Raw genomic sequence first — 24,382 nt, 5'->3', positions numbered from 1 at the left:
AGCGTCCGTGCAAAACACGGCCCTCAGCCCGCATCCCTGCGGGCTGCCCCGGCCTTCCGGGAACGTCTCAGCGATGTTGAGGCCGCCAGCACCGGCAGTTTCAGCAGCCCCAGGACCCGCGGTGATTTGGGTTTGTAGGCCGGGTAAGGCGTACGCCGCCACCCGGCAGAAAGGCGAGCACATTAGCGAAAACAGGTTTGTCATCAGTCTCAAGGAATGCCTATGAACGTAACCCGAAAAGAGCAACGCATAATTCAGCGCGCGCTGAACGCCTGGCAGGTCAGCGGGGAGTTAACCCCGGCGGACAGCCAGCGGCTGGCGCAAACGCTGCGCGTCTCCCCCTTCGACTGGCGGCGCCTGAGCCGCTACGCCTTCTGGACCGCGCTGGCCTGCGTGCTGATTGCTCTGGGCAGCCTGTTCGCCGACAGCGAGCTGGTGGCGTGGCTGCTGAGCCTGTTCAGCCACTCGGCGCTGACGCGGATCCTGCTGCCTGCGCTGCTGGCAGTCGTCTGCTACGGCTGGGGCTTTCGCCGCCAGCGACGGGAAACGCAATGGCACTACAGCACCGAGGCGATTTTGTTTCTGGGCGTCGTCTTTACCGCCGTGTCGCTATGGCAGCTTGGCGAACGGCTGGATAACGGCAGCGGCCATATCGCACCGCTGTTTCTGGCCGGATGCGTGATTTACGGCGCCATCGGCTATATTGCCCGCTCCGGGCTGGTGTGGCTCTTTTTTCTGCTGGCGCTGGGCAACTGGTTCGGCGCGGAAACCGGCTACGTCTCGGGGTGGGGCGCCTACTGGCTGGGCATGAACTACCCGATTCGCTTCGTCCTGTTCGGCGGCGCGCTGCTGGCGCTCTGCTACGGCGCGCAATCCCTGCTTCGCCAGCGGCAGCTGTTTACCGTCAGCAAGGCGATGGGCCTCACGTACCTGTTTATTGCGCTGTGGATCCTGTCGATTTTCGGCAATTACGACGCAGACAGCTGGTACCAGGTGAGCCAGGCGCGACTCTTGCCGTGGGGGCTGCTGTTTGCCGTAGCGGCCGGCGTCTGCATTTTTATCAGCCTGAAAACCGATGACGGAATGCTGCGCGGCTTCGGACTAACCTTCCTGGCGATCAATCTCTATACCCGTTTCTTTGAGTTTTTCTGGAACGGGATGCACAAAGTGCTGTTTTTCCTGATCCTTGCCGTCTCGCTGGCGGTGATTGGCCGCTATGCCGAGCGCATCTGGCACGCGGGGAACGTTAAGCCATGAAAAATTAAGCGCTTTTAAAGAAGTGTGGCTGACGGCAGCGACGTCCTGCGCGAATTGTCGTATAAGCGAATTTTACGCTTTTGACAGGGGAGCGAGATGAACAAGGAGTCGATTTTTCGCCAGCTAGAACAACGGATCGCCGGGCGAGCGCTGACGGCGGAAGCGCTGGGCGAGTTTAACGCTATGGCCATTGCCGATAGCTTGAAGCAAAAACGCAGCATCATCAGCCATCATCTGAATAATCTCCATCGCGAGCAGCGGGTGGTCAAAGTGAATGGTCGCCCGGTGCTGTTTTTACCCGTTACCGTTCTGCGCGATCATCACCGCCTGGCGGTTCGGCACGGCGAATACGCCTCCATTCAGGCGCTGTGCGCGGAGCGTCAGGATAGTCTGGCGCAGCTGATTGGCGCGCAGGGCAGCCTGCAGGAAGCATTGCGCCAGTGCAAGGCTGCCATCAGCTACCCTGGCGCAGGTCTGCCGCTGCTGCTGCGGGGCCCTACTGGCACTGGGAAAAGTTTTCTAGCTCGCCAGCTCTGGCACTACGCAATAGATGAAGGCATTTTACCTGCCGATGCGCCTTTTACCGTATTTAACTGCGCCGAGTACGCGAATAATCCAGAACTACTGACCTCGAAGTTATTTGGTCATGCGAAGGGGGCCTTTACCGGCGCCGATAAAGCCGTTGCTGGTCTTATCGAGACCAGCAACGGTGGGGTGTTGTTTATCGATGAGGTTCATCGGCTGCCGCCCGAAGGTCAGGAAAAGCTGTTTCATTTTATGGATAACGGTAGCTGGCGCCGGCTGGGGGAGAGCACCGATGAGCGCAGCGCCACGGTGCGGCTAATTTTTGCTTCAACCGAGGATCTGGAAAAACATTTCCTGGCGACCTTTATTCGCCGTATTCCGGTAATTGTAAAAATTCTGCCGATCGCTGAACGCGGCCAATTCGAGCGGCTGGCGTTTATCCACCACTTTTTCCGCCGTGAAGCCCAGCGTTTGAACCACGATCTGGCGTTGGATGGCGAAATCGTCAGCCAGCTCATGCGTGAAACGCTTGAAGGAAATGTCGGTGGGCTGGAAAATTTGATTCGCAATATTTGCGCCAGCGCCTGGACATTTGGCGAACGTGATAGCGGTCTTTTACACATAAAAGCGGGTTTGCTGCCCGACCGATTACTGGCGGATGCGCCTTTTTCCCTTCAGCAAAATAGCGAGCGGGTTATGATTTACCGCGATGGCGACGCGCAGCCTCTTTTTTCTGGTCGTCACCATGAATACCAACGGCTAACGGAAAATATTTGTAGCCTGTGCGAGGAGTTGGCTCAGGATAATATTAGCGTGCGGACCTTTGAAAAGCTTATTTATCAGAACGTGACGCTCTATCTTGATGCGCTGATGAATCAGGAGAGTACGGTCTCTCTGCAGGACAAACGGCTGCGCTTTATTGAAGATGTGGGCAAAGCAATCGCTGTCAATTATGACCTTCAGCTAAATGTCGAATTCGCTTATCTTACCGGCCGCTACCTCACCAGCCTCCCTCTGGCGCCGCGTAGCGTTGCTGAGCCCGTGCGTCTGGTGATGCAGCGCTGGCTGGACTCCTCGGCGGGGCTGGCGCAGCGTATCGCGGAGAAACTACTGGATGTCGTCAATAATAAATACGATCTGCTCATCGATACGCTTGACCGCCTGGCGGTTGCCGCTATCGTCAGCAATGCGATTGATGCGACCAGCGGCGGAAAAGTGAAAGCGCTGATAATCGCCCACGGTTATTCGACCGCCAGCAGCATTGCCGGCGTTGCCAACCGCCTGATTGGCGAGAAGATCTACCAGGCCATGGATATGCCGATGGAGGTGGCGTTTAACGATGTCAGTCGCGCCGTGGTTGATTATCTCCAGCATACGGACACGCGTGCGGGTGTGATGGTGCTTATTGATATGGGCTACACCAAGGAGATTGCCGATGCGCTTTTGTCGGTGATTCACGGCCCGCTGGTGGTGGTGGATAACGTAACGACCCGCATGGCGCTGAACGTTGCCAGCGAGATCGCGCTGGGAAAAAACATCGAACAAATCGCCGAAGAGATCGTGCCGCTTAATCAGTCGCGTTGGGATGTGTTCTGGCCCGCAGAAAAAAAAGAGCGTGCGCTGCTGGTGACCTGTATTACAGGTATCGGTACCGCATTTAAATTTAAAAATCTGATGGAGAAGAGCCTGCTCAACGATTTTGATATTAACATCATCGCCTGCGAGTATACGCGCTTAAAAAACAGTCGTACGGCGGTATCGTTACTCCACCAGTATGAAGTTATTGCGGTCGTGGGTACCCACGACCCGCAGCTGGCCGGAGTGCCCTGGGTTGGCATTGAGGAACTACTTGGCGAGCAGGGGCATCGACATCTGAGTCAGCTCTTAAGTGACTATCTTAATGAAAAGCAAATTGCGCTGATTAATAAAAATATGGTTCGTGAGTTTTCGCTGCATAACGTTGTCAACTCTCTGACGATACTGAATGCCGGAAAAACCATGGGCCATATCGAAACCATTATCGCTGAGTGGCAAAATACGCTTGGTTTTCATTTTAATAATAACTTAATTATCAGTTTATATGTGCATCTCAGCTGTATGATTGAGCGTCTGGTAATGCGTAATGAAATTAGCCATTATAAAGATCTTGAGCAATTTACCCGCCAGCATGGCGAATTTATTGCCATGGTGAATCACTCGTTCCAGCGCCTGAAAATACTCTATAACGTGGCGCTACCGGTAGCGGAAATTGGCTATATTCACGATATTTTTGAATTACGTATTGAAGATTTTAGCTGGTAATTCTCAACGCAGCCCCGGAGAATTTCGCCGGGGCTGGCAGGCGGCTAGCGAATCAATATTCGACTTTCCACATATAGCGGCGGGTGGTCAGCGGGTGGTTGCGGGCGGTGGCCAGCGCCAGGTTGTAAACATCCAGTACGCAGTTGTGCAGCAGGCCGCAGAAATATTCGCGCACGCTGGTGTGCAGTGTGTCGATTCCCACCTTTTCCACGTCAATAATCTGCAGTTTTCCCTGGTAACGTTCGATAAAGCGGATCGCGCGGTCATCCAGCGGGCGTGTGCGGCCGCTGCTTTTTAATAAAATAAACGGCGTTCCCGCTTCGGTAATCTCAAAGGGACCGTGGAAATACTCGCCGCTATGGATGCTCGCGGAGTTAATCCACTGCATCTCCAGCAGAATACAGATGGATTCCTGATGCGCGGCGCCGAATGAGGGGCCGCTGCCCATCATGTAGATGACCTTTTCGCTCTTCCAGGCTTCGGCAAAATGGCGCGCATCCGCCTGAACCTGCTGCTGAGCGCCGCGTACCACGGATTCAAAACTGGCAAAGGCGCTGACCATCTGATCGTAATGGGCGTATCCCTCAGTTTGCGCAAGCACTTCCAGCGCCAGCCACAGGCTGTATGCCGCTTTTTGCTGCGTCGGATCGACGGTTTCGGGATAGCGCGCCCAGCAGTATTCAATAGTGTAATCGCTGTGTTCGCACAGCGGCGTGCCGGGGGTATATACCAGTCCAATAGTGGCGGCGCCTTTCTGACGCGCGATGCGGGCGGCTTCCACCGTTTCAGCGGTGTTGCCCTGCTGCGAGGCGAGGATCACTACGCTGTTTTTACCTAACGCGTTCGGCGTCGCGTGGACAAATTCATTACTGGTAACATAGCCGACGGCCAGCTTTTTAGCTTCACAATCGAGAAAATATTTCCCCGGCCAGAAACCGGTTAATGAACCACCGCAGCCAACAAACCATACGCGCTCAATGTGCTGCTTAGATAAAATATCGCGAATAATAGTATGTGCGTTTTTATGAGCTATAGACATATTGGTCTCCTTGAGATGTAACGGGTCCTCCGCTGAATAGCGGATAACTTTTACTATGCGTCAATTAATTGGGTTGTTTACTTTTCATTTTCTGGTGGAACTGCGGATCCTTCGGTATCGCGGGATCGATGCCCTTCACTGGTGGCAGTCGGGCACAAACCATTTGTAACGGAATGATATATTCAAAGACCGCAAAGTCGGGATCGTTAATAAATGCGAAGGGCATATTTTTGCCGTTATTTTCGACTTGTGGACCAATGCGATAAATATGCTGAGTCCAGCCGCCAAGTATTTCCGCCAGGCGATCCTGACGCTCATCGGGAAACGGATCGAGCATGATCAGGGTAGAGCGCTCGTCGAAGGCGTTATAGATCCCGTGGATGAACTCCTCAAATTCATAACCGGCAACCGGACAGCGTAGCGTTTCAAGCATCTTTAGCGCACCTTCCTGAACGGTGCCAAACAGCCTTGCCGGACCGGTCAGGCGAATGTCCGCGCTGTCGATAAGCGGTCGGGCATGATTGAGAACCCACGCCTGCGAGGCCTCAATGAGCGTCGGCAAATGATTAAACGTGGTATCCATGCGGATGAGTAGCGCTTTGCGCTCCTCATCGCTCAGGCGCCGCTGGCGACTGGCGACAGCAAGCGCCAGCAGCATCAGATTAAGTATGGTGCAGTGATACCCTTTGGTTTTAGCGCCAGCCCGCTCTTCTCCACAGGGTACTGTTAAGACCAAATCTGCCGCCCGGTCGATAACGGCTGGCGCTTCCCCGGCCATGGAAGCGGTGAGATGCCCGGCTGCCCGGGCGCGTTCCATTGCGGCGAGGGTAGAGAGGCTGCCGCCTCCCTGAGAAATGCCGATGACCAGCGCTTTGTCGCTGAGGGTCAGCGCCGAATCATCCAGCAGAAAAGGCCAGTAGACATCAACGGGTAGCCCGCACCACTGCTGCATAAACGAGCGGGCGGTCAGCGCGCCGTGATAAGAGGTACCGGAGCCGGTCAGGATAATACGCGTGATGCCGCGCTCCGTTAGCGCTTTCGCCGCCTGCCAGAGATCTTCCCGCGTCTGCGTCAGCATAGCGAGCAGACGGGCGGGTGTTTCATTCATATAGTCTTCTACGTGCATGGGTGATATTCCTCTTCTTAAAGCAGGCCTAGCGCGCTGGCCGCCATGCCAAACGCGACGGTTCCTAGCAGGATCCAGTTAATATTGACTCCCTTACGGATCAACTTGTACATCCCGAGGGTGAAAAGCAGCGGCAGCAGCGAAGGAAGAATTTTGTCAATAAACTCCTGCGCCTTCATGGTGGTCTGCCCGGCGGTAAAGCTGAGCGGGGTGGTGATATCTATCATGCTGGCGGTCATCGCGCCGACGACCATGAGGCCAACAATTGATGCGATATAGGTCACCCGGTCCATAAGGCCGCTTTGGTAAATTCTCATCAGCCAGGTCGTACCCGCCCGGTAGCCGAGCTTCAGGCCATACCAGCGGCACAAAAGATGCGGCAGGTTATAAACTAACAGCGCCAGTATCGGTCCCAGCAGGCTGCCCTGCTGGGCGAAATAGATACCCATCCCGGCGGCGATAACCTTTAATGATCCCCAGAAAATGGAGTCGCCGATGCCCGCCAGCGGTCCCATCAGGCTGGTTTTAATCGCGTTTATCGACTCCTCATTAAATTCGGGGTTACGCTGGTTCTCTTCTTCCATGGCAATCGACAGGCCGAAGATAAAGGTCGAGAGATGGGGCGTGGTGTTAAACAGCACCAGATGACGCTGCAGGGCGCGCCCCAGCTCCGTTGGGTCCTGATAGATACGCTTCAGGGCTGGCGACATGGCAAAGGCGTAGCCCATATGCTGCTGGCGCTCGTAGTTCCACGAGCCCTGTAGCGTAAAGGAGCGCCAGAACACGCTGCGTAAATCGCGGGCGGTGATGCGGCTTGCGTCATCGCTTTGCGGCTGGGTAGCGCCAGTCACAGTTTGCGTCATTTCGCTCATGATTAGCTCTCCTGCTGCTTAAGATTAAGGAACTGGCTGATGATAAATGCCAACACCACAGCGAACAGCGCAATGGCGATGATATCCAGTTTGGTATATGCCGCTATCAGAAATCCCAGACCGAGGTACGGCATCAGTTTGCTGCTGAGCATCATGCTGATCAGCAGGGCGAAGCCGAGCGCTGGCAGGATCTTACTGGCGACGATCAATCCGTTGGTTATCACCGGTGGAATGGCCTCCAGGAACCAGCTTACCGCCGAAGAACCAAGCAGAATGGCAAAAAAAACCGGTAGAAATCCGTTTAAAAAATAGAGTAGCGTCGGACCGGCGAGGTGCATCAGGCCGACCATTCGGGTATTACCCCGTGCCGCATAGCGATCCGCCAGATGACCAAAGCGGGCGTTCACCACGCGCACCAGGATGCCTAGCGTCTGCGCCAGCATTGAGACAGGGATGGCGATGGTGAGCGCAGCCTCCGGACCGCGGCCGGACATGATCGAAAACGCGGTGGCCAATACGGAGCCGGTCACGATATCTGGCGGGTGCGCGGCGCCGATGGCGACGTTGCCGAGGAAAATAAGCTCCAGCGTAGCGCCAATCAGAATCCCCTCATGCAAATTACCGCAAACCAGACCGGTGAGGGCGCACATCACCAGCGGTCGATCGATCATTGATACCCCAAGCAGGCGGCCATCAAGTATCCCCAGGGCGGCGATCAGGCCGAGTAACGTTGCGGTGAGCAACATAGTGACCTCCGAAGTTAAAGTTGGTCGTTAAGGAGTTCAGCCGAGTGGGCGGGTACCTGACGCATCTCCAGCCGAATGCCTTTTTCTTTTAGCGCTCTGCTATGGGCGATTTCCTCGTCGGTCAGATAGATGGCCTTGCCGAATTGTCTTGCCCCTTCCTTCTGTGGCAGACCACCGTAATTAATTGCGCTAATTCCCGGGATTTTTTCCACTAGCGCGAGGGTTTCCGCAGTATTGCCAAGGACCACCATGACTTTTTTATGATCCAACTTGCCGCTGTTAAGCTTTTCCGCCGCCTGTTCAACGGTGGCGATGTCCAGCGTGACGCCCGCTGGCTTTGCCAGGTTAAGCGACATCGTAATGAAGGCATCCGCCGCGGCTTTGGCGTTGGCGACGATGATATGGTCGATATCCAGCGCTCGGGTCCAGGCAAAAACCACCTGGCCGTGCAGCAGCCGATAATCAATGCGCACGAGTTTAATCATGAGATTCTCCCTGTGGGTCAGAGGATGGTTGTGTTATTAGAGGATTGATGAAAACAATGGATTCACGCGCCGCGCTGGTGGCGTAGATAATCGCGGCCTCGGTAGTGGCTTCTTCGCACAGCAGAAACTCCAGCAGCAGAGTCAGATTGATGCCGGCGACCACGAAAACGTTGCGATGTCGCATCAAGACGCTCACGGCGCTATTGTTGATACTGCCGCCAAGCAGGTCGGTGAAGATCACCACTTCATCACCATTCGCCTGGACGATGAGATGCTCCAGGGTTTGCTCCAGCTGTTCGGTGGTCACGATATCTTCGTCATAGGCGCAGACCGGGATAACGCCGTGTTCGTCGCCAATCAGCAGCGACAAACTGTTCACCAGTCCGCGAGCAAAATGGCCGTGGCTGGCCACATAGATATGTTTCACCCGGTTTCTCCTTCATCCAGATAGCGGTATCTGTTAAGAGCAAAGGGCGTGCCAGAAATAAAAAGTATTATTTATCAATTAATTAAATCGGCTGGTTCACACTAAAGTCGTTATTCCTGGCACAAGCGGGCTCATTAGCGCCAGAAACCTGGCACAAACGGCAGAATAAGAGGGGAAAGAGTGGGGGGAAGAAAGTCCCGGGCGAGACGCTGCTGCGCTATGGCCCGGGCGTTCCCGGCAGAAGGGAATTAAATCTCGGTAATGGTCGTCGACTGCGGCAGACGCGACTTCGGCAGGGTGGCGTTGAAATCTTCCACGCTATGGTGGCCAACCGGGACCACCACCAGGCTGGTGTAGCCCTGGGCTTTCAGGTCAAATTCCTCATCGAGGATCGCAAAATCAATCCCTTCGATCGGCACGGCGTCGAGGCCCATCGCCGCCACGCCCAGCAGGAAATTGCCGACGTTGAGATACACCTGCTTCGCCATCCACTGATCGTCATCTTTCAGCTCTTTGCGGTGCATATCGGCAAAGAAGGTACGACCCTTGTGGTTAGCGGCTTTTGCGTCCGGGGTGGCGAAACGGCCATCGGCCTCTTCCTGATCCACCACACGCTGCAGCCAGGCGTCGTCCATCGCGGTTTTCGCGCAGAACACCACCACGTGCGAGGCGTCGAGAATTTTGCGTTCGTTGAACACGTAGGTGCCGCTGGCGGCTTTGGCTACGCGAGCTTTCCCTTCATCGGTGCTGGCGACGATAAAGTGCCACGGCTGGGAGTTGGTGCTAGACGGGCTGTACTGCAGCAGCGTTTTCAGCTGTTCGGCTTCGCTGGCAGTCAGCTTTTTCGTGGCGTCAAAGGCCTTGGTGGAATAGCGCTTTAAAGCGACCGATACGATATCCATAACTCTTCCTCACAGTTTACAGCACCTTACCGGTGCGTTAAGGAGAGGAAGAGTACAGCGAAGATCGCCAAATGATAAGGGTGAAAAATGCGATAACACTTATCGCATTTTGCTGAAAATCAGCGCGGACGCAGGCGCTGCTGGGCCTTTTTACTCAGCTTGTTCACCACCTGATGCCACGAATCGTCAATCAGCTCGGCCAGCAGATCCTCGCTGATATCCTCTCCCGGCACCACCGTGATCCAGTGTTTCTTGTTCATATGGTAGCCCGGTTCGATACTGCGATAAATTTCCTGATTGAGCAGCGACTTCTGCGGCTCAGCCTTCAGGTTAACCAGCGCCCGGCCACGAATGGTCATGGTGATCATAAAGATACGGCCATCGACCTTAAACACGTCGTACTCTGGCCCAAAAGGCCAGCAGTGCTCGGTAAAGGGGTAGGTCAGGGCGATACGATGAGCGCAGGGATGCAGCATCTCGGGGGTCATTAGGCGTCCGCCTCATGCAGGGCGTTCCACATGGCTTCAAAGCCGAGGGCGATAATCTCCCGGGCGCGCTGCGGATCGTGGCTGGCGAATTCGATGGTGGTCTCCGCCAGCGACAGAAACAGGGCATCGCCAAAGGCGCGGTACGCCTCGCTGAGAAAAATCTCTTTCACCGACAGCTGGCACATTTCGTTGAGCTCCGGAAAGCTCTCTTTTACCTGGCGGCGGGTTTCGTCGGTGATGCGCTCGCTGAGCGCCATCCGGCGGATCGCTTTGTGCTCCATCGGGTTGCGCACGCCCCAGTCGATATAGCTGTTCCAGATATTGCGCGCGTTCTCTTTCGGGCGCTTCTCGTGCGGATCCAGCCCGGCGATCATTGTGCGCACCAGGCGCAGCTTAATGGCGAGGTACAGCTCGTTGAGCAACTCATCCTTGGTGGCGAAATAGCGAAACAGCGTCCCCTCGGCCACCCCAGCGCTGCGGGCGATGGCCGACGTCGAGGCGGCGATGCCGGACTGGGCGAAAGCCGCGGTGGCAGCTTCCAGTAACGCTTGCTTTTTATCTTCACTCTTTGGACGAGCCACTACTTTTTTCCTCACGCAGGTTTAAACAAACCGCCGATCTTTGCACGTCTGACCAGGTCGCTGCAACGGCGGAACGCAAAAATTGAAAATCGTCTTGACGACTTTCATCACTTTCCTAATAATGAGTGCGTACTCACTCATAATCAAGTTATATCACAAAGCCTCCGGGATGGGGGCTTTTGTCTGGTCAGGATATGAACCGTGTCACTTTTAGCGTGGTCGCCATCATGTTACTCGCAGCAGCAACGACATTGCCGTTTGTCCTCAATGCCGGTTTTGGTAAGGCGCCGCAGGGGGCACAGCTTAGCCAGGTGGAAGCGTCTCCCCACTACCGGGACGGCCAGTTCCATAACCAATTGCCCACGCCAGGGTTCACCGGGCAGAAAAATATGCTGGCGGCGTGGTGGGATTTCCTGATGACCAAACGGGAAAACGCCCGTCCCGCTCAGCCGCTGCCGCTGGTGAAGACCGACCTGGCGACGCTGCCCCTGGGGCAGGATGTGATGGTCTGGCTCGGCCACTCCTCCTGGTACCTGCAGCTGGCAGGAAAACGTATCCTGATCGATCCGGTGTTCAGCGATTACGCGGCGCCGTTCTCCTTTATCAATAAAGCCTTTCCCGGCGACTATCCGTGGCGGGCGGAAGGGATGCCAGACATCGATCTGCTGATCATCTCCCACGATCACTACGACCATCTGGATTACGCCACCATCCGCGCCTTGCTGCCGAAAATTAAGCGGGTCATTACGCCGCTGGGCGTCGGGTCGCATCTGCGCTACTGGGGGATGGACGGGGCGCTGATTACCGAAGCGGACTGGCAGCAGGCGATCCCGGTCAGCGATGAATTCACCGTTCACGTTCTGCCGGCGCGGCACTTTTCCGGCCGTGGACTGAAGCGTAACCAGACGCTGTGGGCCAGTTTTCTGTTCGTCACCCCGCAGCAAAAAATTTATTACAGCGGCGACAGCGGCTATGGGCCGCACTTCAAAGCGATTGGTGATGAATTTGGTCCGGTTGATCTGGCGATTATGGAGAACGGGCAGTATGACCAGGACTGGAAATATATTCACATGATGCCGGATGAAACGGCTCAGGCTGCCGACGACCTGCGCGCCCGCGCGGTGCTGCCTGGGCATGCAGGACGGTTTGTTCTGGCGAAACACAGCTGGGATGAACCGTATCAACGGCTGGCGGCTGCCAGCGAAGGAAGGGCCTGGCGTCTGCTGACGCCTATGCAGGGCGAGCCGCTGTGGGTCGCCGATAAGACGCAATCATTTAACGCCTGGTGGCGCTAAGCGCCAGTGCAGTTTCAGAGGAGAGAGCATATGACGATTTCCGCTCAGGTGATTGACACTATCGTCGAGTGGATTGATGACAACCTGCATCAACCGCTGCGTATTGATGATATCGCTCGCCATGCCGGGTATTCGAAATGGCATCTGCAACGGCTGTTTTTACAGTACAAGGGAGAGAGCCTTGGGCGCTATATTCGTGAAAGGAAGCTGCTGCTGGCCGCACGCGATCTGCGCGACACCGATCAGCGGGTCTACGATATCTGCCTGAAGTATGGCTTCGATTCGCAACAGACCTTTACCCGCGTCTTCACCCGGACCTTCAACCAGCCGCCGGGCGCCTACCGCAAAGAAAACCACAGCCGCGCCCACTGAGGCGCGCTCTCCTGGTTTACCGTTCGAGGGAGAACCAGCGACGCCACACCCAGCGCAGCACCAGAAATTCAAGGGTGCCCAGCGCTAAGAACCACAGACAAAACAACACCGTATAGAGCTGGTTGAGATCCATCATATGGAATGTCTCAACCAGCTTTTGCGCCAGCGTCAGGCCCAGCGAAGGCGCGGGCAACAGCAGACAGGAGAGCAGGGCCAGCAGTAAGATCCCGGCGGCGGAGAGAAGCGTTTCCAGCGGATGTTTCATGTCATGTTAATCATCAGTTAAAAAACATATTGTCCGGTAAAATAATGCTTAACGCAATATGCTTTGTTTTTTTACTCTCTATAACACGGCTATTTTAAATATTATTGCCTGCCATTCGCTCTCATGTTAATTAATCTGAAATAATTTGTAATTAAGTTAATTGCAGCCGGATGTAAATTAACGTCATTATTATGCCAGCGCTTTTACAAAACTATAAGTGCTATATCCCACCAGCGTGGCAACAATGATGGCCAGCAGGATGTACAGCACCAGACGGCGTCCTCGGTAGATTCCAAACATATTTAACCTCGTTTAGTTTTGGTTTATTAATATTCTGTAATATTTATCTTGTGAATTAACTTATCACACATTTTGTATTTTGCGAAAAATTTAGGCGCATATTGGATCACATTTTTACCGGCTTTTTAGCCACGTTTTACTTCATTGGCCAGGAATGATTTCAGGCTTTCCGATTCACGGAATTTATAAGGAAAATGTAATTTGACCAAGATGAATAACCCAAAGTTTACGACGCCCTCGGGCGACACCGCGCCACGGCAGGTCTGGCAGCAGACCGTTGACGCAGTGCTGGCGCAGACAAAAAGCCAGGCCGCTGGGTTAAATTCCGCAGACGCCGCCGAGCGCCTGAATACCTTTGGTCCGAATGCCCTGCCGGAAAAGAAGGGTAAACCGGGCTGGCTGCGCTTTCTCGCCCACTTTAACGACGTACTGATTTACGTGCTGCTGGCGGCTGCGGCGCTGACCGCCATTATGGGGCACTGGGTCGATACCCTGGTGATCCTCGGCGTGACGGTGATTAACGCCCTGATCGGTCATATCCAGGAGAGCAACGCCGAAAAATCCCTGCAGGGGATCCGCAACATGCTCTCCAGCGATGCCCGCGTCCAGCGTAACGGCAAACATGAGACTATCCCGACGCGCGACCTGGTTCCGGGGGACATCGTTATCCTGCGCGCCGGCGACCGCGTACCAGCGGATATGCGCCTGATTGAAACCCACAACCTGCGGGTGGAAGAGGCGATCCTCACCGGCGAGTCGACGGTGGTGGATAAAATCACCGACGCGCTGGAGGGCGACCTGCCGCTGGGCGACCGGGTGAACATGGTCTTCTCCGGCACCACCGTCAGCGCTGGCGGCGGCATCGGCGTGGTGACCGCCACCGGCGCGGAGACCGAACTCGGCCATATCAACCAGATGATGGCGGGCATTGAGAAGCACCGTACCCCGCTGCTGGTGCAGATGGATAAGCTCGGCAAAGCGATTTTTGTCATTATCCTCGCCATGATGGTGGCGCTGTTTATCTTTAGCCTCGCGCTGCGGGATATCCCGATGGGCGAGCTGCTGCTGTCGCTGATTAGCCTGGCGGTGGCCGCGGTACCGGAGGGGCTGCCGGCGATCATCTCGATTATTCTGTCGCTGGGCGTGCAGACGATGGCGCGCAAGCGGGCGATTATTCGTAAGCTGCCGACCGTGGAAACTCTCGGCGCCATGACCGTGGTCTGTTCGGATAAAACCGGCACTCTGACGATGAACGAAATGACCGTCAAAGCGATCATCACGGCAGACTGCTGCTACCGGGTGGAAGGCGACAGCTATGAGCCGCAGGGACGGATCTTCCTTGAGGGGAGCGACGAGCCCGTGCAGGTTCAGCCCGGCACCGTGCTGGAGACCTGGCTGCGCACCATCGACCTGTGTAACGACAGCCAGCTTACCCAGGATGAGCGCGGTCTGTGGGGGATCACCGGCGGGCCGACCGAAGGGGCGCTGAAGGTGCTGGCGGCGAAAGCGCAGCTCCCGGCGGTGGAGGCCCGTCTGGTGGCCAAGATCCCCTTTGACTCACAGTACAAATATATGTCGACCCTGCAGCACATCGATGGCGAGGCCCGGGTGCTGATCACCGGTGCGCCGGACGTTATCTTCGCCATGTGCCGCGAGCAGATGAGCCGCCACGGCGCGGTGCCGTTCGAGGCGCAGTACTGGGAAGAGGAGATGGCGCGCTTCGCCCGTCAGGGACTGCGCATGGTGGCGGCGGCCTGTAAGCCTGCCAGCCTTGATGCCACCACCCTCAACCATGAGGACCTGCAGGAGGGGCTGATTTTCCTCGGCATCGCCGGGATGATGGATCCCCCGCGTCCGGAAGCCATTGACGCCATCCACGCCTGCCAGACCGCCGGGATCCGCGTGAAGATGATCACTGGCGACCACCCGCAGACGGCGATGAGCATCGGCCAGATGCTGGGGATCACCAACAGCAGCCAGGCCATGACCGGCTACCAGCTGGAGCACATGGACGATGCGGCGCTGGCGAAGGCGGCGGTGGAGTACGACATCTTTGCCCGTACCAGCCCGGAGCATAAGCTGCGCCTGGTGAAAGCCCTGCAGGATAACGGCGAAGTGGTCGGCATGACCGGAGACGGCGTCAACGACGCGCCGGCGCTGCGCCAGGCCGACGTGGGTATCGCCATGGGTATCAAAGGTACCGAAGTCACCAAAGAGGCGGCTGACATGGTGTTGACCGATGATAACTTCGCGACCATCGCCAGCTCGGTAAAAGAGGGCCGTCGGGTCTATGACAACCTGAGGAAGACCATCCTCTTCATCATGCCGACCAACCTGGCGCAGGGGCTGCTGATCATCATCGCCCTGCTGGCGGGGAACATTATTCCGCTGACCCCGGTGCTGATCCTGTGGATGAACATGGCGACGTCGGCGACGCTCTCCTTCGGCCTTGCCTTTGAAGCCGCAGAGCGCAACGTGATGAACCGCCCGCCGCGTAAAACCGGCCAGCACGTGATGGATGGCTTCGCCGTGTGGCGAGTGGCTTTTGTCGGGTCTATGATTGCTATTGCCGCCTTTATCCTTGAGGCTTGGCTAGCGCCGCGCGGCCACAGTCCGGAGTTTATCCGCACCGTGCTGCTGCAGATGCTGGTGACGGCGCAGTGGGTCTACATGATCAACTGCCGCAGCAGCGACAGCTTCTCCCTGAGCATGGGTCTGCTGCGCAACAAAGGCATCTGGCTGGTGACCGGTGTCCTGCTGCTGATGCAGCTGGTCATTATCTATGTCCCGCTGATGCAGAGCATGTTTGGTACGGAAGCGCTGCCGCTGCGCTACTGGTTTATCACCCTGGTCATCGGCGTCGCCATGTTCCTGGTGGTGGAAGTTGAGAAGCGCCTGACGCGCCGGTTCCGCAAAACGGCTTGATTGATCTCGCGCGCCTCGCTGCAGGCGCGCGTTACTTTCGCAAGGATCCCCCTATGATTAAAACCTTCCGCTTTGCTCTGCTGGCCTGCGGTCTGGCCGGCGGCGCCCTGACGGCGACCGCCGCGCCGGCGGTGCCGGTCCGCGTCGCCACGGTTGAACTGGCGCCTCATGCTGAAGAACGCGCCATCCCCGGACGGGTCGAGGCGATCCGCGCCGTCGACATTCGCGCGCGCACCGAAGGGGTGATAGTTCAGCGCCACTTCCAGGATGGCCAGTATGTTACCGAGGGCGACCTGCTGTTTACCCTCGACGACGCGCAGCCCCGCGCGGCCCTGGCCCTGGCGCAGGCCGAGCTGAAAAGCGCCGAAGCCTCATTACGTCAGTCGCAGCAACTGCTCACTCGCTACGAGCGGCTCATTAACAACCACTCCATCAGTCGCAACGACGTCGACACGGCCCGGATGCAGCGCGACGTCGCCGCCGCCGCCGTGCAGCAGGCGAAAGCCCGCGTCGAGGCCCAGCAGATTGTGCTCAGCTACACCCGGATTGCGGCGCCGGTGACCGGTCGCGTGGGGCACAGCGCCTTTCACGTCGGGACGCTGATTAACCCATCCAGCGGCGTGCTGGTGGACATTGTGCAGCTGGATCCGGTGCGGGTGTCGTTCGCCCTCGACGAAGCCGCGTTTTTCAGCAAAACCGGCCAGCACGCCGACATCCACGCCCTGAAGCAGGCGTGGCTGGCGCAGATTGAGGTTGATGGCAAACGGCGCGATGGGGTGTTGACCTCCATCGATAACCGGATTGACGCCCGCACCGGCAGCGTGGCGGTGCGGGCGGAGTTCGCCAATCCGCAGCACCGTCTGCTGCCGGGCGGCAGCGTAACGATCCTGTTCCGTCCGCAGGAACTGCAGTCGCGGGTGATGATCCCGGCCGCCGCCGTGCAGCAGGATCCGCAGGGCTTTTTCAGCTGGGTGCTGAAGCCGGACCACACCGCCGGGCAGCGTCGTCTGACCCTCGCGGGGCAGCAGGGGCAGCAGTTTGCGGTTGAGAAAGGGCTGCAGGCGGGCGAGCAGGTGATCACCGACGGCGCGCAGCGTTTACGCGAAGGCGCCGCGGTACAGGTGCTGAACTAAGTAAGGAGAAGGGATGCTGACCTTTTTTATCCGTCGTCCGCGATTTGCCATGGTGATCGCGCTGCTGCTGACCTTTGTCGGCGCGGTGTCGCTGAAGCTGATCCCGGTGGAGCAGTACCCGGCGATCACCCCGCCGGTGGTGAACGTCAGCGCCAGCTGGCCGGGCGCCAGCGCGTCAGATGTGGCGGAAGCCATCGCCGCCCCGCTGGAGACCCAGCTCAACGGCGTCGATCATATGCTGTATATGGAGTCCACCAGCTCGGATGAGGGAACGTACCGCCTGAGTATTACCTTCGCGGCGGGCACCGATGCCGACCTGGCGGCGATCGACGTGCAAAACCGGGTGGCGCAGGCGCTGGCGCAGCTCCCGGCGGAGGTGCAGCAGAATGGCGTCCAGGTCCGCAAGCGCGCCAGCAACCTGCTGATGGGGGTGAGCCTCTACTCGCCGCTGGGCACGCTGTCGCCGCTGTTTGTCAGTAACTACGCCAGCACCCAGGTGCGCGAGGCGCTGGCCCGCCTGCCCGGCGTCGGCGAGGTGCAGATGTTTGGCGCCCGGGATTACAGTATGCGCATCTGGCTGCGTCCGGACCGCATGAACGCGCTCAACATCACCACGGATGACGTTGCCCAGGCGCTGCGCGAGCAGAATGTGCAGGGCGCGGCGGGGCAGGTGGGCACCCCGCCGGTATTCAACGGCCAGCAGCAGACGCTGACCATCAACGGGCTGGGGCGTCTGAACGAGGCGGCCAGCTTTGGCGAGATTATCCTCCGCCGCGGCGCGCAGGGGCAGCTGGTTCGCCTCGCTGACGTGGCGACCATTGAGCTGGGCGCCCGCAGCTACAGCTCCGGCGCGCAGCTGAACGGTAAAGCGTCGGCCTATCTGGGGATCTACCCGACGCCCACCGCCAATGCCCTGCAGGTCGCCAGCGCAGTGCGTGCGGAGCTTAACCGCCTGCACACTCGCTTTCCGGCGGATCTCACCTGGGAGGTGAAGTTCGATACCACCCGCTTTGTGGCGGCGACGATCAAAGAGATCGGCGTCTCGCTGGCGCTGACCCTGCTGGCGGTGGTCGTGGTGGTGTCGCTGTTCCTGCAGAGCTGGCGGGCGACGCTGATCGTAGTGCTGGCGATCCCGGTGTCATTGATCGGCACCTTTGCGGTGCTCTATCTGCTGGGCTACAGCGCCAACACCCTCAGCCTGTTCGCGATCATTCTCGCCCTGACGATGGTGGTGGATGACGCCATTGTGGTGGTGGAGAATGTGGAAACCAAAATGGCGGAAGGGCTGGATCGCCTGCAGGCCACCGCCCAGGCGCTGCAGCAGATCGCCGGGCCGGTGATCGCCACGACCCTGGTGCTGCTGGCGGTATTTGTGCCGGTGGCGCTGCTCCCGGGGATCGTCGGCGAGCTGTACCGGCAGTTTGCCGTGACGCTCTCCACCGCGGTGGCCCTGTCGAGCCTGGTGGCGCTAACCCTGACACCGGCCCTCTGCGCACTGCTGCTGCGCCCGCGTCCCGCCCAGCCAGCGGCGGTGTGGCGGGCGTTTAACCGTCTTCTCGACGGTACCCGCGACGGCTATGGCCGGCTGGTGGGCTGGATGAACCGCCGTCCCTGGCTGGCGCTGGCGGCGACGGTGGCGGCAGGCGCGCTGGTGGCGTTCAGCTTCACCTCGATGCCGAAAGGCTTCCTGCCGCAGGAAGATCAGGGTTACCTGTTTGCCAGCGTGCAACTGCCGGAGGCGGCGTCGCTGGAGCGTACCGAAGCGGTGATGGCCCAGGCGCGCAATCTGCTGATGGCTAACCCGGCGGTGGAGGATGTGATTCAGGTGTCCGGCTTCAACATTCTCAACGGCACCAGCGCCTCTAACGGCGGGTTTATCTCGGTAATGCTCAAGGACTGGCACCAGCGGCCGCCGCTGGATGCGGTGATGGCAGATATTCAGCGCCAACTGCTGTCGCTACCGGAGGCGACGATCATGACCTTCGCGCCGCCGACCCTGCCGGGCCTGGGCAATGCCTCGGGGTTTGATCTGCGCATCCTGGCGCAGGCCGGTCAGTCGTCGGCGGAGCTGGAGCAGGTGACGCGGCAGATCCTCCAGCTGGCGAACCAGCATCCTCAACTGAGCCGGGTGTTTACCACCTGGAGCAGCAACGTGCCGCAGCTGACCCTGACGGTCGACCGCGATCGGGCGGCGCTGCTGGATGTGCCGGTGGCGCAGATTTTCAGCAGCCTGCAGACGGCGTTCGGCGGCACGCGCGCCGGCGATTTCAGCCGTAACAATCGTGTCTATCATGTGGTGATGCAAAATGAGATGCAGTGGCGCGAGCGGGCAGAGCAGATTAGCGAGCTGTACGTCCGCAGCCGCGACGGCGAGCGGGTGCGGCTGAGCAATCTGGTCACCATTACGCCGACGGTGGGGGCGCCGTTTATTCAGCAGTACAATCAGTTCCCGTCCGTTTCAGTGAGCGGTTCAGCGGCCGAGGGGGTCAGCAGCCGCACGGCGATGGCGGCCATGGAGCAGATTTTGCAGGCCCATCTGCCGCCGGGATATGACTATGCCTGGAGCGGGATCTCCTGGCAGGAGCAGCAGACCGGCAATCAGGCGGTGTGGATCGTGCTGGCGGCGGTAGCGATGGCGTGGCTGTTCCTGGTGGCGCAGTATGAGAGCTGGACGCTGCCGGCGAGCGTCATGCTCTCGGTGCTGTTCGCCATCGGCGGAGCGCTGCTCTGGCTGTGGACCGCGGGCTATGCCAACGATGTGTATGTTCAGATAGGGCTGGTGCTGCTGATTGCTCTGGCAGCGAAGAACGCGATTCTGATTGTTGAATTCGCCCGCAGCCGGCGCGAGGAGGGGCTGTCGATAGTTGACGCTGCGCGCGAGGGGGCCACCCGCCGCTTCCGCGCGGTGATGATGACCGCGGTGTCGTTTATTATCGGCATTATGCCGATGATGCTCGCCACCGGCGCCGGGGCGCAGAGCCGGCGGATCATCGGCACCACGGTATTCAGCGGTATGCTGGTGGCGACGATGATTGGCATCCTGTTTATCCCGTCGCTGTATGTGCTGTTTCAGCGTATGCGTGAGTGGGCGCATCGGCGGGGGTAAGTGTTGCGCCACAGCGTCTGCCTGTCGATCCCCTCTCCCTGTGGGAGAGGGTTAGGGTGAGGGGGATTTTCCGTTCACGTCGCGTTTGGCCTTATCTGCCGGAGCAACAGCGTCTGCCTGTCGATCCCCTCTCCCTGTGGGAGAGGATTAGGGTGAGGGGGAATTTTCCGTTCACGTTGCGTTTGGCCTTATCTGCCGGAGCAACAGCGTCTGCCGGGCGGTCCCCTCTCCCTGTGGGAGAGGGTTAGGGTGAGGGGGAATTTTCCGTTCACGTTGCGTTTGGCAGAAAAGGGTAGTCCTTCGCTGGTGAACGGGTAAGGACGGCGGGCACGGCGCCGCTTTTGTGCCGGGCGCCCGCTACTTCCTCTCCACCGTTATCATGGTCACGAACGGATGATACTGCCACGGCACGCTGCCGCCTTTGCGGTACATCTTCGACAGGGTGCCGTCGAGATAGAGCATCTGCCGCACCCCAAGCTTTGACTGCGCATAGCAGGCAAAATCATAGAAGTTGGTCTCGCGATCGCTGAGCATAAACACCACCCGGCCCTGCTTATCGATACCCACCCCGTTACGCAGCTTGCGCGAACTGGCTGAGGGCTTCAGCCGCCAGTTGATGACGCCATTCTCAATCAGCATCGGGCCGGACTGCACCGCATAGCGGATGGCGGGAGAGGGCTTGTATGCCGGCAGCGGCACGATTTTCGCCCGGTCGTTCGCCACCAGGAACACGCCGCCGGGGCGGATAAAGAAGTTCCCGCCGCCGGCGGAACGGTTTACCGGCGTCAGCCGTTTACCGTCTTCGATATACAGCCCCAGCGGCGCGTAGGCTTTATCGTAAATGCCGCCGTTCATCGCCATTTGCACCCGGCCGTCGCCATCGATACCCGCCAGCAGCGAACGCAGGGAACCCCAGGCTTTGCCGTGCCGATCCTGCCAGTACATCGCAATGCGCTCTTTCTGCGCATCCACCCGATAGCTCTGCAGGGTCAGCGTCGGGTCGGTGAGGGTACAGGCGGCGCTGGCGACGGCGGCCAGGGGCAGCAGCGCCAGGGGGAGCAGGCAACGTAATAACATGGGCAGTCCTTTCTATGGTCTGCGCCGAGTATACCCGCCTCGCTGCCTTATGCCGCCCAAATCTCACAGTGTTTTTGCACCAGGCCGGAAAGCGAACCGCCGTTGGCGATAAAGTCGCGCATCTGCTGCGCTTCGCTGTGCGGCGATTTCGCCTGGCGGACCACCGCTTCCAGCGCCGCCGTCGCCTTCAACTGATGGGCGAAGGGAGCCAGCCGGTCGGCGAGCTGCAGGATCTCCTGGCGGATGCTGCGCTGCTCTCCGCTGCGCACGTCGGTGAGGGTCCCGTCCAGCCCATAGCGGCACGCCTGATAGCGGTTAAAGGGGTACAGCAGATAATCATCAGGCTGGTGCTTAAAAGGGCGCTCCGTCAACAGCCAGCAGGCCAGGGTCTGTATAAAGCCGGCGATATGGATCGCCTGGGCGAGGGTCAGGGGAGTGTCCATCACCCGCACCTCGACGGTCCCAAACTGCGGGCTGGGGCGAATATCCCAGTGCAGATCCTTCATGCTGTCGATCATGCTGGTGTAGCTCAACTGGCGGAACAGGCGACGAAACCCCTGCCAGTCTGCCACCCACGGCATCGGACCGTTGTCGGGATAGGAGGAGAAGCGGTTCAGGCGTGAACAGGCGAAACGGCTGTCGGTACTGTCAAACCACGGCGAGGCGGCATTAAGGGCGATGAAGTGCGGTACAAAGCGCGACAGGCCGTGCAGCAGATAGAGGGCGTCGTCGCCGCTCTGGCAGCCGACGTGCACATGCTGGCCAAAGACCGTGGCCTGCTGCGCCAGATAGCCAAAATGCTCGACGGTTTTAACATAGCGCGGATTGTCGCTGATTTGCTGACGCTGCCAGGCATGAAAGGGGTGCGAACCGCCGCCGCAGATCTGCAGATGATGGCGCAGCGCCGCGCGCTGAACCGCCTGCTGGATGGCGCTGAGCTGGGTTTGGGCATGGCTGATGTCGCGGCACACCCCGGTGGCGATCTCCAGCATGCTCTCGGTGATGTCATGTTTGGCTTCTCCCACGGTCAACTGATGCTGGACGTCGGCAATCAGCGTCGAGGCATCCTGGCTGAGGTCGTAACCCGGCGGGTTCACCACCTGCAGCTCCAGTTCGATACCGAGGGTAAAAGGATCGGAGCGGTGAAAATCGGCTAAAGGCATAGTCTCTCCCGGTCGATGTGTTCCCTGAAGTATAGAAGGGATTGATCCCGACGGAGAATACGCGGCGGCGGAGGACGGGGATGAATGAAAAGTGACGCAGTGTGATTATTTGAATTTTGCCATATAGCGGCTGGTGCAATTCTGCAACATATTTCCCGTTGGCGGTGCGGCGGAATAAGGTGCAATTATTTTCCCATAATTATCATGGTGATAATATAAGTCATTCTTATTTTATTGGTCGGTTTTGGCCTATTATCGCCCGCGTAAGAGCTGGTACGCATTTTGCCTGTTAATCCGTGACACTTTATTTAACAGGGATCATGTGATGCACAAAAAGACGTTATTTTCGCGTGCCGGTCGTCTCGCCGTGGCGGTGAGCGGCGCACTGGCCCTGGCGGGCGCCGCCTTACCTGCCAACGCCTCCACGCTGCGGATCGCCATGACCGCCGCGGATATTCCGTTAACCCTTGGCCAGCCGGATCAAGGCTATGAGGGCAACCGCTTTACCGGCATCCCGCTGTACGACGCGCTGGTGGAGTGGGATCTGTCGCAAGGTGAAAAGCCCAGCGGTCTGGTGCCAGGGCTGGCGACCGAGTGGCACATCGATCCGCAGAACACCAGCCGCTGGATTTTCACCTTGCGTCCGGGCGTCAGGTTCCATGACGGGACGGAGGTGAACGCCGACGCCATCGTCTGGAACGTGGATAAGGTGCTGAATAAAGCGGCGCCGCAGTACGCCCCGGGGCAGATCGGCAACACCCTGTCGCGCATGCCGACCCTCACCGGCGCAGAGAAAATTGACGACCACACTGTGGCGCTGACCACCTCGGAACCAGACGCGCTGCTGCCGTACAACATCACCAACCTGTTTATCGTCTCGCCGACGGCGTGGCAGAAACAGTATGACGCGGTGCCGGCCAGCGCGGGAGATAGCGCCGCGCGCAGCAAACAGGCGTGGACCGCCTTCGCCGCCCACGCGGTGGGTAGCGGCCCGTTCAAACTGGAGAAGCTGGTGCCGCGTCAGCAGCTGATCCTCGATAAAAACCCCGACTACTGGAACAAAGATCGCATTCCCCGGGTGGATAAAGTGGTGCTGATCCCCTTGCCGGAGGCCAACGCCCGTACCGCGGCGCTGCTGTCGAAGCAGGTGGACTGGATTGAAGCCCCGGCGCCGGACGCCATCGATCAGATCAAGTCTCAGGGTTTTCACCTCTACGCCAATACCCAGCCGCACCTGTGGCCCTGGCAGTTCTCCTTTGAAAAAGGATCGCCGTGGCAGGACATCCGCGTGCGCAAAGCGGCCAACCTGTGTCTGAACCGTGCCGAGCTGAAGAGCTACCTCGGCGGCTACATGACCGAGGCCACCGGGGTCTACGAGGCTGACAGCCCGTGGCATGGCAAACCCACCTTCCAGATCAAATATGATCCGGACACCGCCCGCCAGCTAATGACCGAGGCCGGATACAGCGCCAGCAAACCGCTGCACGTCACGGTGGCCACCTCGGCCTCCGGCTCCGGGCAGATGCAGCCCTTGCCGATGAACGAGTATATCCAGCAGAGCCTGAAGAGCTGCTTCTTCAATGTGGATATCAAAGTGGTGGAATGGAACACCCTGTTTACCAACTGGCGCCTGGGCGCCCGGGACCCGTCGGCGAAAGGGATCGATGCGATCAACGTCAGCGCCGCGGTTAACGATCCTTACTTTGGCCTGATCCGCTTCTCGACCGCCAAAGCGTTTCCGCCGGTGGCGACCAACTGGGGTTACTTCTCCACTCCGGAGACGGAGAAGCTGGCCGCCGCCGTCAAGCACGCCTTTACCCCGGCGGAGATGAACCAAGCGGCCGGTGAGCTGCACGCCGCGCTGGTGGATCAGGTGCCATTCCTGTTTGTCGCCCACGACGTCGGGCCGCGCGCGATTTCCCCTGCGGTGACCGGGGTGGTGCAACCGCAGAGCTGGTTTATCGACCTCAGCCTGGTGAGCAAAAAAGAGTAATCGC

General features: G+C 58.6%; 20 protein-coding genes. 8 read left to right on the top strand and 12 right to left on the bottom strand.

What is annotated here, in order from left to right; all coding sequences use genetic code 11:
• The first annotated feature begins 222 nt into the window (after positions 1-222).
• Both AC3EMD_RS19895 and AC3EMD_RS19890 read left to right on the top strand, forming a co-directional pair.
• Entirely contained in the window at positions 223-1,257 is a 1,035-nt protein-coding gene (locus AC3EMD_RS19895; RefSeq protein WP_302073658.1) for a DUF2157 domain-containing protein, read from the top strand.
• A 96-nt stretch (positions 1,258-1,353) separates the two neighbouring features.
• Entirely contained in the window at positions 1,354-4,083 is a 2,730-nt protein-coding gene (locus AC3EMD_RS19890) for a sigma-54-dependent transcriptional regulator (protein WP_049164529.1), read from the top strand.
• Between the two features lie 52 nt (positions 4,084-4,135).
• On the opposite strand, the gene AC3EMD_RS19885 is transcribed toward AC3EMD_RS19890, so the two are convergent.
• The 9 genes from AC3EMD_RS19885 to AC3EMD_RS19845 form a co-directional block, all read right to left on the bottom strand.
• Positions 4,136-5,122 carry an SIS domain-containing protein gene (locus AC3EMD_RS19885; RefSeq protein ID WP_004176978.1) on the bottom strand — a complete coding sequence of 329 codons (987 nt, stop codon included), beginning with the start codon at positions 5,120-5,122 and terminating at the stop codon, positions 4,136-4,138.
• 64 nt (positions 5,123-5,186) lie between these two features.
• Complete coding sequence (locus tag AC3EMD_RS19880; protein ID WP_004176977.1) at positions 5,187-6,248, bottom strand: glutamine--fructose-6-phosphate aminotransferase; 1,062 nt, start codon at positions 6,246-6,248, stop codon at positions 5,187-5,189.
• Positions 6,249-6,265: 17 nt separating this feature from the next.
• Positions 6,266-7,120, bottom strand: a complete 855-nt coding sequence (locus tag AC3EMD_RS19875; RefSeq protein WP_004176976.1) for a PTS system mannose/fructose/sorbose family transporter subunit IID — start codon at positions 7,118-7,120, stop codon at positions 6,266-6,268.
• 2 nt (positions 7,121-7,122) lie between these two features.
• Positions 7,123-7,866 (bottom strand): PTS mannose/fructose/sorbose/N-acetylgalactosamine transporter subunit IIC, encoded by a 744-nt coding sequence (locus tag AC3EMD_RS19870; RefSeq protein WP_004202480.1) that lies wholly within the window; start codon positions 7,864-7,866, stop codon positions 7,123-7,125.
• Between the two features lie 14 nt (positions 7,867-7,880).
• Complete coding sequence (locus AC3EMD_RS19865; RefSeq protein ID WP_008805534.1) at positions 7,881-8,351, bottom strand: PTS sugar transporter subunit IIB; 471 nt, start codon at positions 8,349-8,351, stop codon at positions 7,881-7,883.
• Positions 8,344-8,778, bottom strand: coding sequence for a PTS sugar transporter subunit IIA (locus tag AC3EMD_RS19860; RefSeq protein WP_002893017.1), 435 nt, complete (start codon positions 8,776-8,778; stop codon positions 8,344-8,346). Before AC3EMD_RS19860 ends, AC3EMD_RS19865 begins: the two co-directional genes overlap by 8 nt.
• 248 nt (positions 8,779-9,026) lie before the next feature.
• On the bottom strand, positions 9,027-9,680 hold the full coding sequence (nfsB, locus tag AC3EMD_RS19855; protein ID WP_012968755.1) for an oxygen-insensitive NAD(P)H nitroreductase: 654 nt from the start codon (positions 9,678-9,680) through the stop codon (positions 9,027-9,029).
• Positions 9,681-9,799: 119 nt separating this feature from the next.
• The gene (locus tag AC3EMD_RS19850) at positions 9,800-10,168 is read right to left on the bottom strand and encodes an MmcQ/YjbR family DNA-binding protein (RefSeq protein WP_008805536.1); all 369 of its coding nucleotides are present in this window, start codon (positions 10,166-10,168) and stop codon (positions 9,800-9,802) included.
• Positions 10,168-10,749 (bottom strand): TetR/AcrR family transcriptional regulator, encoded by a 582-nt coding sequence (locus tag AC3EMD_RS19845; protein WP_012968754.1) that lies wholly within the window; start codon positions 10,747-10,749, stop codon positions 10,168-10,170. The genes AC3EMD_RS19850 and AC3EMD_RS19845 overlap by 1 nt, the downstream gene beginning before the upstream one ends.
• A 179-nt stretch (positions 10,750-10,928) precedes the next feature.
• On the opposite strand from AC3EMD_RS19845, the gene AC3EMD_RS19840 reads away from it, so the two are divergent.
• Both AC3EMD_RS19840 and AC3EMD_RS19835 read left to right on the top strand, forming a co-directional pair.
• Positions 10,929-12,044, top strand: coding sequence for an MBL fold metallo-hydrolase (locus AC3EMD_RS19840; protein WP_162493283.1), 1,116 nt, complete (start codon positions 10,929-10,931; stop codon positions 12,042-12,044).
• Positions 12,045-12,074: 30 nt separating this feature from the next.
• A complete protein-coding gene (locus tag AC3EMD_RS19835; protein ID WP_002893035.1) occupies positions 12,075-12,416 on the top strand; it encodes a RamA family antibiotic efflux transcriptional regulator in 342 nt (113 codons plus the stop codon).
• Between the two features lie 16 nt (positions 12,417-12,432).
• Here the strand turns inward: AC3EMD_RS19835 and AC3EMD_RS19830 are convergent, their stop codons facing one another.
• Positions 12,433-12,681, bottom strand: coding sequence for a DUF1158 domain-containing protein (locus AC3EMD_RS19830; protein WP_008805539.1), 249 nt, complete (start codon positions 12,679-12,681; stop codon positions 12,433-12,435).
• 501 nt (positions 12,682-13,182) lie between these two features.
• Here AC3EMD_RS19830 and AC3EMD_RS19825 point away from each other — a divergent pair.
• From AC3EMD_RS19825 to AC3EMD_RS19815, 3 genes are read left to right on the top strand one after another with little or no spacing between them, the layout of a single operon-like run.
• On the top strand, positions 13,183-15,906 hold the full coding sequence (locus tag AC3EMD_RS19825; protein WP_181942214.1) for a cation-transporting P-type ATPase: 2,724 nt from the start codon (positions 13,183-13,185) through the stop codon (positions 15,904-15,906).
• A 53-nt stretch (positions 15,907-15,959) separates the two neighbouring features.
• Entirely contained in the window at positions 15,960-17,039 is a 1,080-nt protein-coding gene (locus tag AC3EMD_RS19820) for an efflux RND transporter periplasmic adaptor subunit (RefSeq protein ID WP_016160440.1), read from the top strand.
• Between the two features lie 13 nt (positions 17,040-17,052).
• Complete coding sequence (locus tag AC3EMD_RS19815; RefSeq protein WP_064144054.1) at positions 17,053-20,145, top strand: efflux RND transporter permease subunit; 3,093 nt, start codon at positions 17,053-17,055, stop codon at positions 20,143-20,145.
• Between the two features lie 357 nt (positions 20,146-20,502).
• Here AC3EMD_RS19815 and AC3EMD_RS19810 read toward each other — a convergent pair whose 3' ends face one another.
• Together AC3EMD_RS19810 and AC3EMD_RS19805 are read right to left on the bottom strand one after the other, a co-directional pair.
• Positions 20,503-21,222: a phosphodiester glycosidase family protein gene (locus tag AC3EMD_RS19810; protein WP_032732660.1), complete on the bottom strand. Its 720-nt coding sequence runs from the start codon at positions 21,220-21,222 to the stop codon at positions 20,503-20,505.
• Positions 21,223-21,269: 47 nt separating this feature from the next.
• Complete coding sequence (locus tag AC3EMD_RS19805) at positions 21,270-22,385, bottom strand: YbdK family carboxylate-amine ligase (protein WP_008805544.1); 1,116 nt, start codon at positions 22,383-22,385, stop codon at positions 21,270-21,272.
• Positions 22,386-22,710: 325 nt separating this feature from the next.
• On the opposite strand from AC3EMD_RS19805, the gene AC3EMD_RS19800 reads away from it, so the two are divergent.
• A complete protein-coding gene (locus AC3EMD_RS19800; protein ID WP_023297185.1) occupies positions 22,711-24,378 on the top strand; it encodes an ABC transporter substrate-binding protein in 1,668 nt (555 codons plus the stop codon).
• The last annotated feature ends 4 nt before the right edge of the window (positions 24,379-24,382 follow it).

It is taken from the genome of Klebsiella sp. PK18, assembly GCF_057784655.1.
This window is presented reverse-complemented; position numbering and strand designations above follow the sequence as displayed.

What these genes read in the sequence shown, in the direction of transcription:
- AC3EMD_RS19880 (WP_004176977.1), bottom strand. Translation starts at nt 6,248, where the DNA reads ATGCACGTAGAAGACTATATGAATGAAACACCCGCCCGTCTGCTCGCT.
- nfsB (WP_012968755.1), bottom strand. Translation starts at nt 9,680, where the DNA reads ATGGATATCGTATCGGTCGCTTTAAAGCGCTATTCCACCAAGGCCTTT.
- AC3EMD_RS19895 (WP_302073658.1), top strand. Translation starts at nt 223, where the DNA reads ATGAACGTAACCCGAAAAGAGCAACGCATAATTCAGCGCGCGCTGAAC.
- AC3EMD_RS19820 (WP_016160440.1), top strand. Translation starts at nt 15,960, where the DNA reads ATGATTAAAACCTTCCGCTTTGCTCTGCTGGCCTGCGGTCTGGCCGGC.
- AC3EMD_RS19810 (WP_032732660.1), bottom strand. Translation starts at nt 21,222, where the DNA reads ATGTTATTACGTTGCCTGCTCCCCCTGGCGCTGCTGCCCCTGGCCGCC.
- AC3EMD_RS19800 (WP_023297185.1), top strand. Translation starts at nt 22,711, where the DNA reads ATGCACAAAAAGACGTTATTTTCGCGTGCCGGTCGTCTCGCCGTGGCG.
- AC3EMD_RS19875 (WP_004176976.1), bottom strand. Translation starts at nt 7,120, where the DNA reads ATGAGCGAAATGACGCAAACTGTGACTGGCGCTACCCAGCCGCAAAGC.
- AC3EMD_RS19835 (WP_002893035.1), top strand. Translation starts at nt 12,075, where the DNA reads ATGACGATTTCCGCTCAGGTGATTGACACTATCGTCGAGTGGATTGAT.
- AC3EMD_RS19885 (WP_004176978.1), bottom strand. Translation starts at nt 5,122, where the DNA reads ATGTCTATAGCTCATAAAAACGCACATACTATTATTCGCGATATTTTA.
- AC3EMD_RS19870 (WP_004202480.1), bottom strand. Translation starts at nt 7,866, where the DNA reads ATGTTGCTCACCGCAACGTTACTCGGCCTGATCGCCGCCCTGGGGATA.
- AC3EMD_RS19805 (WP_008805544.1), bottom strand. Translation starts at nt 22,385, where the DNA reads ATGCCTTTAGCCGATTTTCACCGCTCCGATCCTTTTACCCTCGGTATC.
- AC3EMD_RS19865 (WP_008805534.1), bottom strand. Translation starts at nt 8,351, where the DNA reads ATGATTAAACTCGTGCGCATTGATTATCGGCTGCTGCACGGCCAGGTG.
- AC3EMD_RS19815 (WP_064144054.1), top strand. Translation starts at nt 17,053, where the DNA reads ATGCTGACCTTTTTTATCCGTCGTCCGCGATTTGCCATGGTGATCGCG.
- AC3EMD_RS19890 (WP_049164529.1), top strand. Translation starts at nt 1,354, where the DNA reads ATGAACAAGGAGTCGATTTTTCGCCAGCTAGAACAACGGATCGCCGGG.
- AC3EMD_RS19850 (WP_008805536.1), bottom strand. Translation starts at nt 10,168, where the DNA reads ATGACCCCCGAGATGCTGCATCCCTGCGCTCATCGTATCGCCCTGACC.
- AC3EMD_RS19830 (WP_008805539.1), bottom strand. Translation starts at nt 12,681, where the DNA reads ATGAAACATCCGCTGGAAACGCTTCTCTCCGCCGCCGGGATCTTACTG.